Genomic DNA, 13282 nt, shown 5'->3' on the forward strand with positions numbered 1-13282 from the left:
CCGACAAGGAGGCAATCCATGACCCTGGAAACCTGGTTGGCATTCTTCGTGGCCTGTTGGCTGATCAGCCTGTCGCCGGGGGCCGGCGCTGTCGCCTCGATGTCGGCTGGCTTGCGCTATGGCTTCTGGCGTGGCTACTGGAATGCCATTGGCCTGCAGCTGGCCCTGCTGATGCAGATCGGCATCGTCGCGGCAGGCCTGGGTGCGGTGCTGGCGACTTCGGAGCTGGCCTTTGCGGTCATCAAGTGGTTTGGCGTGGCATATCTGCTCTACCTGGGCTGGCGGCAGTGGTGCGCGGCGCCCGAACCGCTCGACGAAGGGGCGTCTGAGCGGCCGTTGGGTCGGCCGCTGAGCTTGATGTTGCGGGGCTTCCTGGTCAATGCCAGCAACCCCAAGGCCATCGTTTTCATTCTCGCCGTGTTGCCGCAGTTTCTCGATCCGCGCCAACCGCTGCTGGGGCAATACCTGGCCATGGCCCTGACCATGGTGCTGGTGGACCTGGTCGTCATGGCCGGCTACACCGGCCTGGCGGCCCGGGTACTGCGCAGCCTGCGCTCACCCCGCCAGCAGCGCCTGCTCAACCGCAGCTTCGGCGCACTGTTCATGGGCGCCGCCGGCCTGCTGGCCAGTGTGCGGCGCGCCGCCTGATGCGTGTCTGGATCGATGCCGATGCCTGTCCGCGGCTGGCCCGCGATCAGTTGGTGAAGTTTGCCCTCAAGCGCGGCCTGGAGGTGGTGCTGGTGGCTGGCCAGGCGGTAGCCCGGCCGAACTTTGCCTGCGTGAAGCTGGTGGTGGTGCCGAGTGGCCCCGATGCGGCGGATGACTACCTGGTGGAGCATGCCGCCCCCGGTGAGCTGGTGATCTGCAGCGATATTCCGCTGGCTGCGCGGCTGGTGAAGAAGGGGGTGGCGGCGCTCGATCCGCGGGGCCGTGAGTTCGACGAGCGCAACATGGCCGACAAGCTGGCCACGCGCAATCTGTTCACCGAGTTGCGTGAGCAGGGGCAGGTGGGGGGTGGTCAGGCCAGTTATAGCGACAAGGACCGCCAGGCTTTTGCCAATGCGCTGGATCGCCTGCTCACCCGCCTGAGTCGCCGCTAGCGAATAGCACGGTGCTGCCTGGCGTCGTGCCACGCGCGACGCGCTGCACGGCTTAGCCGCACAGGTAGGTTCCGGTGCCTACGGCGACCAACAAACCTTCCTCGTTGAATAGTTCGCTGCGCACCACGGCGACCTTGTTGCCCGAGCGCAGCAGGCTGGCGCAGGCGGTGAAACGCTGGCCGCGACCGGGGCGCAGGTAGTCGACGCGCAGGTCAATGGTGCCGAGCTTGGCCAGCTTGCTCATGCGCTCATGAGTGCTCAGGTGCTGGTGCCGGTCCATGGCGCCAATCAGCGCCATGGCACCGCCGGTGACATCCAGCAGCGTGGCGATGACGCCACCATGCAGGATGCCTTGCACGTAGTTGCCGATCAGCTCGGGCTTCATCGGCAGGTGCATGGTCACCCGTTCCAGGCTCAGTTCGTCGATCTCGATATCGAGGAACTGGTTGAACGGGATGCGGGTGAAGAAGGCCCGCACCGCCTGCTGGATGTCCTCGGTCAGCACAAAGTGATTCTGGGTCATGCTGCTCTCCTGTCTGCACGGCCCGCAGGCGGCGCTGCCTTACTGCTGGGTGAGTTCCAGTACGCGGTCGACCAGCTTGTTGATGCCGGCGGCGGCCTGGCTGATCGACTGGGCGAGCATGTAGGCCGGGGTGCTGACCAGCTTGTGCGTGCTGTCCTCGACGATCTCGTCGACCGGGCACTCCTGGTGCACGGCGCCCATCTGGGCGATGGCCGCGGCGGTGTCATGGTCGTTGCCGATGGTACAGGTGACACCCGGGCCGAACAGTTTGGCGGTCAGCGCCGGGGCGATGCAGATCAGGCCGACCGGCTTGCCGGCCTTGGCAAAGGCCTGCACGGCCGCCTGTACATCGGCCTGTACCTGGCAATGCACGCCGCTGATGGCAAAGTCCGAGAGGTTCTTCGCCACGCCAAAGCCGCCGGGCATGATCAGCGCATCGAACTCGCCAACGTGCAGTTCGCGGACATCCTTGATGTTGCCGCGGGCAATGCGTGCGGCTTCCACCAGGACGTTACGCTGCTGGTCCATTTCGTCGCCACTGTAGTGGTCGACCACGTGCAGTTGCGGCACGTTGGGCGCAAAGCACTGTACCTGCGCGCCGCGTTGATCGAGGCGCAGCAGGGTGATCACGCTTTCATGGATTTCCGCGCCGTCATAGACGCCGCAGCCGGAGAGAATCACGGCGACTTTCTTGTGCATGCTAGGCTCCTCAGCAAAGGCATGATGAACCCCGCTGTTTTACTCCCTGCGCTGGCCAGCGTCGAGCCTTGCACGAGGCGGTCGGCTGTTGAGTTGTTCCTGATCAGGTCACGCCTGTCACCAATTGGTCATAATGCCCCGGTATAACCGTCAAACTCGCCCGCCTCGCGGGTTCTGGAGCCTGTTGTGAGCATTACTCCCGCCAATCGCCTGTTTCCTGCCACCCGCCTGCGTCGCAATCGTCGTGATGAGTTCTCGCGCCGCCTGGTACGCGAGAACGTGCTGACCTGCAATGACCTGATCCTGCCGGTGTTTGTCCTCGACGGTGAGAACCGCCGTGAAGCGGTGCCCTCGATGCCGGGCGTCGAGCGGCTGTCCATCGACCTGCTGCTGCAGGAAGCCGAGCGCTGGGTCGAGCTGGGTATTCCCATGCTGGCGCTGTTCCCGGTAACCCCGCTGGACAAGAAGTCGCTGCTCGCCGAGGAAGCCTGGAATCCCGAGGGTATCGCCCAGCGCGCGATCCGCGCCCTGCGTGCGCGCTTCCCCGAGCTGGGGGTGATGAGCGACGTGGCCCTGGACCCCTTCACGACCCATGGCCAGGACGGCATCCTCGACGAACAGGGCTATGTGCTCAATGACGTCACGGTGGACGCGCTGGTCAAGCAGGCGCTGTCGCATGCCGAAGCCGGTGCCCAGGTGGTGGCGCCTTCGGACATGATGGACGGGCGTATCCAGGCGATTCGCGAGGCGCTGGAGCTGGCCGATTTCCCCAATGTGCGCATCATGGCCTACTCGGCCAAGTACGCCAGCGCCTATTACGGACCGTTCCGCGATGCGGTGGGTTCGGCGGCCAACCTCGGCAAGGGCAACAAGGCTACCTACCAGATGGACCCGGCCAACGGTAACGAAGCCCTGCATGAAGTGGCTGCCGACCTGGCCGAAGGTGCCGACATGGTGATGGTCAAGCCGGGCATGCCCTACCTGGACATTCTCTGGCGGGTCAAGGAAGCCTACCAGGCGCCGACGTTCGTTTATCAGGTGAGTGGCGAATACGCCATGCACATGGCTGCCATCCAGAACGGCTGGCTGTCCGAAGCGGTGATTCTCGAGTCGCTGCTGGCCTGCAAGCGCGCTGGCGCCGATGGCATACTCACATACTTTGCGGTGCGTGCTGCGGAACTTTTGCGTCAGACGGACGCCTGAAGTCGCGTGCTGCAAGGCGCAGCCCGTGACGGCTGCGCCGCCGCCCATGACAACAAGGGGCCCGGCCCCACACAGGACTTGCCTTGCGATGAACAGTGCCGAACCGCTCGAAACCCCACCGTCGTCCACTGAACCGGCCGTCGCCGAGGCCGAGCTGCTGACGCCTGCGCCGCAGGAGGTTGCCGTAGTCAGCGAACCCGTGCCGGTGATCCCCGGGCTGGATGACAGCGGCCTGTACATCCATCGTGAAATCTCCCAGCTCAAGTTCAACATCCGCGTGCTGGAGCAGGCGCTGGACGAGTCCTACCCGCTGCTGGAGCGCTTGAAGTTCCTGCTGATCTTTTCCAGCAACCTCGACGAGTTCTTCGAGATCCGCGTGGCCGGCCTGAAGAAGCAGATCACCTTTGCCCGCGAGCAGGCGGGGGCCGATGGCCTGCAGCCGCACCAGGCGCTGGCGCGGATCAGCGAACTGGCCCACGAACAGGTGCATCGCCAGTACGCCATCCTCAACGACATCCTGTTGCCCGAGCTGGCCAAGCACCAGATCAACTTCATTCGTCGCCGGCACTGGAACACCAAGCTCAAGGCCTGGGTGCGTCGTTATTTCCGCGACGAGATCGCGCCGATCATTACCCCCATCGGCCTCGATCCCACCCACCCGTTTCCCTTGCTGGTCAACAAGAGCCTCAACTTCATTGTCGAGCTGGAAGGGGTGGATGCCTTCGGGCGCGACTCCGGCCTGGCCATCATCCCGGCGCCGCGCCTGCTGCCGCGGGTGATTCGCGTGCCGGCCGAGGTGGGCGGCGCGGGCGACAACTTCGTGTTTCTGTCGTCGATGATCCACGCGCATGCCGATGACCTGTTCCAGGGCATGAAGGTCAAGGGCTGCTACCAGTTCCGCCTGACCCGTAACGCCGACCTGGCGGTGGACGCCGAGGATGTCGAGGACCTGGCGCGTGCGCTGCGCGGCGAGCTGTTCGCCCGCCGCTACGGCGATGCGGTGCGCCTGGAAGTGGCCGACAACTGCCCGCGCCACCTGACCGACTACCTGCTCAAGCAGTTCGGCCTGGGCGAGAACGAGCTGTATCAGGTCAACGGGCCGGTCAACCTGACCCGCCTGTTCAGCATCACCGGCCTGGATAGCCATCCCGAGCTGCAGTACAAGCCGTTCACGCCGACCATTCCGAAGATGCTGCAAAGCAGCGAGAACATTTTCTCGGTGGTCAGCAAGCAGGACGTGCTGTTGCTGCACCCGTTCGAGTCCTTCACGCCGGTGGTCGATCTGCTGCGTCAGGCGGCTAAGGACCCCCATGTGCTGGCCATCAAGCAGACCCTGTATCGCTCCGGGGCCAACTCGGAGATTGTCGACGCGCTGGTCGAGGCGGCGCGCAATGGTAAAGAAGTCACGGCAGTGATCGAACTGCGTGCGCGCTTCGATGAGGAATCCAACCTGGCCCTGGCCAGCCGCCTGCAGGCGGCCGGTGCGGTGGTGATCTACGGCGTGGTGGGGTTCAAGACTCACGCCAAGATGATGCTCATCCTGCGCCGTGAGAACGGTGAGATCACTCGTTACGCGCATCTGGGGACTGGCAATTACCACGCCGGTAATGCTCGGCTGTACACCGACTACAGCCTGCTGACCTCCGATGATGCGCTGTGCGAGGACGTTGCCAAGCTGTTCAGCCAGCTGATCGGCATGGGCAAGACCCTGCGCATGAAGAAGTTGCTGCATGCGCCCTTTACTCTGAAGAAGACCCTGCTTGACCTGATCGCTCGGGAAACCGCGCTGGCTCAGGAAGGCAAGGCGGCGCATATCATCGCCAAGTTCAACTCGCTGACCGATCCGAAGATCATTCGCGCACTGTACAAGGCCAGCCAGTGCGGGGTGCGTATCGATCTGGTGGTGCGCGGCATGTGCTGCCTGCGTCCGGGGGTGCCCGGGGTGTCGCACAATATCCAGGTGCGTTCGATCATCGGCCGCTTCCTGGAGCACACGCGGGTTTTCTACTTCCTCAACGACGGCGAGGAGAAGCTCTACCTGTCCAGCGCCGACTGGATGGAGCGCAACCTCGACAAGCGGGTCGAGACCTGTTTCCCGGTGGAAGGCAAGAAGTTGATCACGCGGGTCAAGAAGGAGTTGGAAAGCTACCTGACCGACAACACCCAGGCCTGGCTGCTGAACAGTGATGGTACCTACTCGCGCCTGCAGCCCACCGGCAACCAGAACCCGCGCAACGCCCAGCAGAGCCTGCTGGAGCGGCTCGGCAGCCCGCTGGTCAGCGTGCGTTGATCAGCTGACCTTGAGCTCCAGGTCGATGCGTTTGAGCCACTCGGCTTCCTGAGCGAAATCGGCCTGGGTCAGCGGGTTGGCTTCCAGCCAGCCGCTGGGGAAGTGCACTTCCAGGCTGCTGCTGGTCACCTGCAATTCCACCTTGGGCATCTCCTGATGGCCACGGATGTGGTGGAACAGGATGGCAAAGCGCAGCAGTACGCAGAGGCGCACCAGCTTGATCGCCTCGTCGCCGAACTCGGCCAGCTTGTCGCGTGGAATGTTGCGGCGATGGCCGCGCACCAGCAGAGCGAGCATTTGCTGATCCTGGCGTGAGAAGCCGGCCAGGTCGGAGTGTTCGATCAGGTAGGCACCATGCTTGTGGTACTGGTAGTGGGCAATATCCAGGCCGATCTCGTGAACCCGCGCGGCCCATACCAGCAAGTCGCGGTGCCACTCGTCATCGAGCTGCCAGGCCTGACGTACCTGCTCCAGGGCTTCCAGGGCCTTGCTTTCAACGCGCGCGGCCTGCTCCAGGTCGACGTGGTAGCGCTCCTGCAGGGCGCTGAGGGTGCGTTCGCGGACATCTTCGTGGTGGTGGCGACCAATCAGGTCGTAGAGCACGCCTTCGCGTAGCGCACCTTCGGAATGGCTCATGCGCTGCAGTTCCAGAGCGTCGAAGATGGCTTCCAGGATGGCCAGGCCGGCCGGGAAGATGCTGCGCCGATCCGGCTTGATGCCGTCGATGTCGAGCTTCTCGGTTTCACCTATCTTGAATAACTTGCGCTTGAGCCAGGCCAGCCCTTCCAGAGTGACTTCGGCGTTGCTCAGTCCGGCCGCCTGGGTGGCCAGGCCGACCGCCTTGATGGTGCCGGAGGCGCCTACGCTGTCCTGCCAGCCGATGCGCCGCAGGGCATGTTCGATGCCCATCAGTTCCAGGCGGGCTGCCGTGTAGGCCTGGGCGTAGCGTGCCGGGGTGATCTTGCCGTCCCGGAAATAGCGCTGGGTATAGCTGACGCAGCCCATTTGCAGGCTTTCACGAATCAGTGGCTCGAAACGCTGGCCGATGATGAACTCGGTACTGCCGCCGCCAATGTCGGCGACCAGGCGGTTGCCCGGTGTGTCGGCGATGCTGTGCGATACGCCCAGGTAGATCAGGCGGGCTTCCTCGCGGCCGGAGATGACCTCCACCGGGTGGCCAAGTATCGCTTCGGCACGACGAATGAATTCGCCGCGGTTGCGCGCCTCGCGCAGCGCGTTGGTGCCGACCACGCGAACGGCGCCTTCGGGCAGGTTGCAGGTCAGTTGGGCGAAGCGGCGCAGGCAGTCCAGCCCGCGCTGCATGGCGTCTTCGCTGAGCAGGCGCTGTTCATCGATGCCGGCGGCCAGTTGTACCTTCTCGCCCAGGCGTTCGCGGATGCGCAGCTCGCCATGGGTGACCGTGGCCATGACCATGTGGAAGCTGTTGGAACCCAGGTCAATGGCGGCGATCAACGGGAAATTGCTGGCTGGGGTATGCGGCATCAGGAGACTTTCCTCGGAACTTGGCTACCATCGTGCCACGCACGGGCAGCCTCGCCAATCAAAGAAATATGACAGCCACTGCGACCAAATGCCTACTTGCCAGCGACGCGGGGCGTCATGGCCGGCGCTGTAGGGTGGCTGACAGAGGCGCTTTCGGTGCCTGGCAATGACGGCTATGATAGCGACCACTTTTATTGCTTCCGACCACGGAGACTATCCATGAGCGACTTCATCACCAACGTCAGTGACGCCAGTTTCGAGGCCGATGTGATCAATGCAGATTGCCCGGTGCTGGTCGACTACTGGGCCGAATGGTGTGGCCCGTGCAAGATGATTGCGCCGGTCCTGGATGAAATCGCCAAGGACTATCAGGGCCGTCTCAAGGTGTGCAAGCTGAACATCGATGAGAACCAGGCTACCCCGCCGAAGTTTGGTGTGCGCGGTATCCCGACCCTGATGCTGTTCAAGAATGGCAATGTCGAAGCGACCAAGGTCGGTGCGCTGTCCAAGTCGCAGCTGGCCGCTTTCCTCGACGCCAACCTGTAATTCGCAGGGGTTTCGCCTAAAGCCGCAAGTTCATTGCGGCTTTTTTCCAGCTCAGGCTGGACGCATTCCTTTACAGGATGCTACATTCCGGACAGCCGCACTTCTCGCTGCGGTTCCCGTAAGCCGTCGCCGACGCATTCCTTCCGTAAGCATCGCGATCCTGTCGCCCTCTTTCCGGCCACGGCTGTCCAAGCCCAACGCTTAATGCCCCTACCTACGTCATTCCTATGAATCTGACCGAACTCAAGCAAAAGCCGATTGCCGAACTGCTGGACATGGCCGACCAGATGGGTCTGGAAAACATGGCCCGTTCGCGCAAGCAGGACATCATCTTCGCCCTGCTCAAGAAGCACGCGAAAAGCGGTGAAGAGATCTCCGGCGACGGTGTGCTGGAGATCCTCCAGGATGGCTTCGGCTTCCTGCGTTCCGCGGACTCCTCCTACCTGGCCGGCCCGGACGATATTTATGTCTCGCCCAGCCAGATCCGCCGCTTCAACCTGCGTACCGGTGACACCATCGTCGGCAAGATCCGTCCGCCCAAGGAAGGCGAGCGTTACTTCGCCCTGCTCAAGGTCGACTCGATCAACTTTGATCGTCCGGAAAACGCCAAGAACAAGATTCTCTTCGAGAACCTCACGCCGCTGTTCCCCAACGAGCGCCTGACCATGGAAGCCGGCAACGGCTCCAAGGAAGACCTCACCGGCCGCGTGATCGACCTGTGCGCTCCGATCGGCAAGGGTCAGCGCGGCCTGATTGTCGCCCCGCCGAAAGCGGGCAAGACCATCATGCTGCAGAACATTGCCAGCAACATCACGCGCAACAACCCTGACTGCCATCTGATCGTCCTGCTGATCGACGAGCGCCCGGAAGAAGTGACCGAGATGCAGCGCACCGTGCGCGGCGAAGTAGTGGCTTCGACCTTCGACGAGCCGCCGACCCGTCACGTGCAGGTTGCCGAGATGGTCATCGAGAAGGCCAAGCGCCTGGTCGAGCACAAGAAGGACGTGGTCATCCTGCTCGACTCGATCACCCGCCTGGCGCGTGCCTACAACACGGTGATCCCGAGTTCCGGCAAGGTGCTGACCGGTGGTGTCGACGCGCATGCCCTGGAGAAACCCAAGCGTTTCTTCGGTGCCGCGCGCAACATCGAGGAAGGGGGTTCGCTGACCATCCTCGCCACCGCGCTGGTGGAAACCGGCTCGAAGATGGACGAAGTGATCTACGAGGAATTCAAGGGCACCGGCAACATGGAGTTGATCCTTGATCGCCGTGTTTCCGAGAAGCGTGTGTTCCCGGCCATCAATATCAACAAGTCGGGTACTCGTCGTGAGGAGTTGCTGACCGGCGAGGAAGAGCTGTCGCGCATGTGGATTCTGCGCAAGATCCTCCATCCAATGGACGAAATTGCCGCCATTGAGTTCCTCCTCGACAAGCTCAAGGACACCAAGACCAACGACGAGTTCTTCTTGTCGATGAAGCGCAAGTAATCCTCAGGGTTGCCCGCTTCACCCAGCAAGGCCGGGGCAACCCGGCCTTGTCATGTCTGCCTTCTTCTGAATAGCCGACTTCGGCGCTAAACTTCAGGCCTTTGGCGCTAACGTCAGGCCTTTTTGCGCGCCCCCCGAGAGGCTCAAGCATGCAGTATCGCGACCTTCGCGACTTTATCCGCGGTCTGGAACAGCGCGGTGAACTCAAGCGTATTGCCGTGCCGGTTTCGCCGGTGCTGGAAATGACCGAAATCTGCGACCGCACCCTGCGCAAGGGCGGCCCGGCGCTACTGTTCGAAAACCCCACCGGGTTCTCCACTCCGGTGCTGGGCAACCTGTTCGGCACGCCCAAGCGCGTGGCGCTGGGCATGGGCGCCGAGGATGTCTCCGAGCTGCGTGAAATCGGCAAGCTGCTGGCCTTTCTCAAGGAGCCCGAGCCGCCCAAGGGCCTGAAGGACGCCTGGAGCAAGCTGCCGATCTTCAAGAAGGTCCTGGCCATGGGGCCGAAGGTGCTCAAGGATGCGCCCTGCCATGAAGAAATCATCGAAGGCGACGATGTCGACTTGGGCCAGCTGCCGATCCAGCACTGCTGGCCGGGCGATGTGGCGCCGTTGATCACCTGGGGACTGACCATCACCAAGGGTCCGCACAAGGAGCGGCAGAACCTTGGCATCTACCGCCAGCAGGTGATCGGTCGCAACAAGGTGATCATGCGCTGGCTCAGTCATCGCGGCGGCGCCCTGGATTTCCGCGACTGGTGCGAGAAGTTTCCCGGCAAGCCCTACCCGGTGTGCGTGGCGCTGGGTGCCGATCCGGCGACCATTCTCGGTGCTGTGACGCCAGTGCCGGATACCCTCTCCGAGTACGCTTTCGCCGGTCTCTTGCGCGGCCACAAGACCGAGCTGGTCAAGGCCATCGGCTCCGACCTGCAGGTGCCGGCCAGTGCCGAGATCGTCCTGGAAGGGCATATCTATCCGGGCGAGGCCGCGCCGGAAGGCCCCTATGGCGATCACACTGGCTACTACAACGAGGTCGATACCTTCCCGGTGTTTACCGTCGAGCGCATCACTCAGCGGCGCAAGCCGATCTACCACAGCACCTACACCGGGCGGCCGCCGGATGAGCCGGCGATCCTCGGCGTGGCGTTGAACGAAGTGTTCGTGCCGATCCTGCAGAAGCAGTTCCCGGAGATCACCGACTTCTACCTGCCGCCCGAAGGCTGCTCGTACCGCATGGCGGTGGTGACCATCAAGAAGCAGTACCCGGGGCATGCCAAGCGGGTGATGCTCGGCGTGTGGAGCTTCCTGCGCCAGTTCATGTACACCAAGTTCGTCATCGTCACCGACGACGACATCAATGCCCGCGACTGGAACGACGTGATCTGGGCCATCACCACGCGCATGGACCCCAAGCGCGACACGGTGATGATCGACAACACGCCGATCGACTACCTGGACTTCGCTTCGCCGGTCTCCGGCCTGGGCAGCAAGATGGGCCTGGATGCCACCCATAAATGGCCTGGCGAAACCAGTCGCGAGTGGGGGCGCTGCATCGAGCGTGATGCGGCTACCGTACAGCGTGTGGACGCGCTGTGGGCCGAGCTGGGCCTAGACTGAAGTCATACGCCACGCGTTGTAAGAAGAGTTCTAGACAGTGCTTAAAGTAACCCTCCAGCCCTCCGGCCTGGTTTTCCAGGTCGAACAGGGCGAACGCATCCTCGACGCCGCCCGGCGTCAGGGTGTCGAGTGTCCGCAAAGCTGCCGCAACGGCAATTGCCGGATTTGCGCGGCCCTGCTGGTCAATGGGCGTATTCGCCAAGCCGGGCAGTCGCTGGAGCAGGGCGAAGTGTTTTCCTGCCTGGCGGTACCCGAAGAAGATTGTGTCCTGCACTGGGAGGGCGTCTTGGCACCCGGGGAGTTGCCGGTGCGTCGCCTGGCCTGCCAGGTGCTGGGTTGCGAGCCACTGGGTGGCGATGTCTACCGTGTGCAGTTGCGGGCGCCGGCAGGCAAGCCGCTGCGCTACCACGCCGGGCAGTATCTGCTGGTCGAGCGCGCCGATGGTGACATGGCGGCTTTCTCGATCGCCTCGGCGCCGCATCAGGGGCGTGAACTGGAGTTGCACATTCTGGTGCGCGAAGAGAGCACCCGGCAGCTGCTCGCCCAGCTCCAGCAGCAGGGTACGGTGTCCGTACAGTTGCCGATGGGCAGCGTGCAGCTGCGCGAGCCAGCCCCTGCGGGACTGTTGCTGATTGCCGCGGGCACCGGCCTGGCGCAAATGCACAGCCTGGTGGCGCATAGCCTGGCCGAGGGCTGGACGCAGCCCATTCATCTGTATTGGGGCGTGCGTCAGGCGACGGATTTCTATGCGCTGCCGGCGTTGGCGGCGTGGCAGGCCAGTGGTCAGGTGCGCGTGCATCAGGTGGTGAGTGACGATCCCGCCTGGGCGGGGCGCCAGGGTTTGCTGCACGAGACGGTGTGCGCCGACTTTGCAGACTTTCGTGGCTTGCAGGTCTATGCCAGTGGCTCGCCCGGCATGGTCTATGCGACCCTCGATGCGCTGCTGGCGGCGGGTATGCAGCGTGAGCAGATGCAGGCTGATGTCTTCGACTATGCGCCCCGCGACTGAGCAGCGGGCATAAAAAAGGGAGGCCTGCGGGCCTCCCTTTTTCGTTGCGGCAACGGCTGTTAGAACAGCACGCGACTGCGGATGGTGCCGTTGACGTGCTGCAGCTTCTCCAGCGCCAGGTCGGAGTATTCCTTGTCCACGTCGATCACCACGTAGCCGACCTTCTCGTTGGTCTGCAGGAACTGCCCGCAGATGTTGATGCCGTTGTCGGCGAACACCTTGTTGATCTCGCTCATCACGCCAGGGATGTTCTGGTGGATGTGCAGCAGGCGGTGCTTGCCCGGGTGCGACGGCAGGGCCACTTCGGGGAAGTTGACCGAGGACACCGAGGTGCCGTTGTCACTGTACTTGACCAGCTTCTCGGCGACTTCCAGGCCGATGTTGGCCTGCGCTTCGGCGGTGGAGCCGCCGATGTGCGGGGTGAGGATCACCCGGTCCAGGCCGCGCAGCGGGCTTTCGAACTCTTCGTCGTTGGACTTCGGCTCGACCGGGAACACGTCGATGGCCGCACCGATCAGGTGCTCGTCCTTGATCGCGGCGGCCAGGTGGTCCAGTTCGACCACGGTGCCGCGGGCGGCGTTGATCAGGATGCCGCCCTTCTTCATGGCGCGGATTTCCTTCTCGCCGATCATCCACTGGGTGGACGGCAGTTCCGGTACGTGCAGGGAAACGATGTCGCACATGCCCAGCAGGTCATACAGGTTGCCGATCTGCGTGGCGTTGCCCAGCGGCAGCTTGGTGACTACGTCGTAGAAGAACACCTGCATGCCCAGCGCTTCGGCGAGTACCGAGAGCTGGGTGCCGATGGAGCCGTAGCCGACGATGCCCAGCTTCTTGCCGCGGATTTCGAAGGAGTTGGCCGCCGACTTGATCCAGCCGCCACGGTGGCAGGAGGCGTTCTTCTCGGGGATGCCGCGCAGCAGCAGGATGGCCTGGCCCAGCACCAGCTCGGCTACCGAACGGGTGTTCGAGTAGGGCGCGTTGAATACCGCGATGCCACGCTCGCGAGCCGCATTCAGGTCAACCTGGTTGGTGCCGATGCAGAAGCAGCCCACCGCAACCAGCTTCTTGGCGCAGTCGAAGACCTCGGCGGTCAGCTGAGTGCGCGAACGGATACCGATGAAATGGGCATCGGCGATCTTTTCTTTCAGTTCGTCACCGGACAGCGCGCCCTTGAGGTACTCGATGTTGCTGTAACCGGCCGCCTTCAGGGTGTCGACGGCGTTCTGGTGTACGCCTTCGAGGAGAAGGAACTTGATCTTGCTCTTGTCGAGAGAGGTCTTGCTCATCGGGATACCTGTGGTCG

At 63.2% G+C, this 13282-nt stretch carries 12 protein-coding genes; 8 read left to right on the forward strand and 4 right to left on the reverse strand.

Annotation, left to right across the window (positions count from 1 at the left end; translation table 11 throughout):
* Positions 1–18: 18 nt before the first annotated feature.
* Both CFY91_RS01130 and CFY91_RS01135 read left to right on the forward strand, forming a co-directional pair.
* Positions 19–648, forward strand: coding sequence for a LysE family transporter (locus tag CFY91_RS01130; RefSeq protein ID WP_093984497.1), 630 nt, complete (start codon positions 19–21; stop codon positions 646–648).
* Positions 648–1100 (forward strand): YaiI/YqxD family protein, encoded by a 453-nt coding sequence (locus CFY91_RS01135; RefSeq protein ID WP_093984498.1) that lies wholly within the window; start codon positions 648–650, stop codon positions 1098–1100. Before CFY91_RS01130 ends, CFY91_RS01135 begins: the two co-directional genes overlap by 1 nt.
* Positions 1101–1152: 52 nt before the next feature.
* Here the strand turns inward: CFY91_RS01135 and CFY91_RS01140 are convergent, their stop codons facing one another.
* A complete protein-coding gene (locus CFY91_RS01140; RefSeq protein ID WP_093984499.1) occupies positions 1153–1623 on the reverse strand; it encodes a thioesterase family protein in 471 nt (156 codons plus the stop codon).
* Positions 1624–1662: 39 nt separating this feature from the next.
* Positions 1663–2322 carry an isoprenoid biosynthesis glyoxalase ElbB gene (elbB, locus tag CFY91_RS01145; protein ID WP_093984500.1) on the reverse strand — a complete coding sequence of 220 codons (660 nt, stop codon included), beginning with the start codon at positions 2320–2322 and terminating at the stop codon, positions 1663–1665.
* A gap of 186 nt (positions 2323–2508) precedes the next feature.
* On the opposite strand from elbB, the gene hemB reads away from it, so the two are divergent.
* The gene (gene hemB / locus CFY91_RS01150; RefSeq protein ID WP_093984501.1) at positions 2509–3525 is read left to right on the forward strand and encodes a porphobilinogen synthase; all 1017 of its coding nucleotides are present in this window, start codon (positions 2509–2511) and stop codon (positions 3523–3525) included.
* Positions 3526–3571: 46 nt separating this feature from the next.
* Positions 3572–5815 carry a polyphosphate kinase 1 gene (gene ppk1 / locus CFY91_RS01155; RefSeq protein ID WP_371870508.1) on the forward strand — a complete coding sequence of 748 codons (2244 nt, stop codon included), beginning with the start codon at positions 3572–3574 and terminating at the stop codon, positions 5813–5815.
* Here ppk1 and ppx read toward each other — a convergent pair whose 3' ends face one another.
* On the reverse strand, positions 5816–7318 hold the full coding sequence (gene ppx / locus CFY91_RS01160; protein ID WP_093984502.1) for an exopolyphosphatase: 1503 nt from the start codon (positions 7316–7318) through the stop codon (positions 5816–5818).
* 219 nt (positions 7319–7537) lie between these two features.
* Between ppx and trxA the strand changes: the two genes are divergently transcribed.
* The 4 genes from trxA to CFY91_RS01180 all read left to right on the forward strand — a co-directional run bounded on the left by trxA (position 7538) and on the right by CFY91_RS01180 (position 11976).
* Complete coding sequence (trxA, locus tag CFY91_RS01165) at positions 7538–7864, forward strand: thioredoxin TrxA (RefSeq protein ID WP_093984503.1); 327 nt, start codon at positions 7538–7540, stop codon at positions 7862–7864.
* Between the two features lie 227 nt (positions 7865–8091).
* Positions 8092–9351, forward strand: coding sequence for a transcription termination factor Rho (rho, locus tag CFY91_RS01170; protein ID WP_093984504.1), 1260 nt, complete (start codon positions 8092–8094; stop codon positions 9349–9351).
* A 149-nt stretch (positions 9352–9500) separates the two neighbouring features.
* Positions 9501–10967 (forward strand): 4-hydroxy-3-polyprenylbenzoate decarboxylase, encoded by a 1467-nt coding sequence (gene ubiD, locus CFY91_RS01175; protein WP_093984505.1) that lies wholly within the window; start codon positions 9501–9503, stop codon positions 10965–10967.
* A 37-nt stretch (positions 10968–11004) separates the two neighbouring features.
* Positions 11005–11976: a 2Fe-2S iron-sulfur cluster-binding protein gene (locus CFY91_RS01180; protein WP_093984506.1), complete on the forward strand. Its 972-nt coding sequence runs from the start codon at positions 11005–11007 to the stop codon at positions 11974–11976.
* Positions 11977–12035: 59 nt separating this feature from the next.
* Here the strand turns inward: CFY91_RS01180 and serA are convergent, their stop codons facing one another.
* Entirely contained in the window at positions 12036–13265 is a 1230-nt protein-coding gene (gene serA / locus CFY91_RS01185; protein WP_093984507.1) for a phosphoglycerate dehydrogenase, read from the reverse strand.
* Between the last annotated feature and the right edge of the window lie 17 nt (positions 13266–13282).

It is taken from the genome of Pseudomonas fluvialis, from assembly GCF_002234375.1.
GTDB classification, from domain to species: Bacteria; Pseudomonadota; Gammaproteobacteria; order Pseudomonadales; family Pseudomonadaceae; genus Aquipseudomonas; species Aquipseudomonas fluvialis.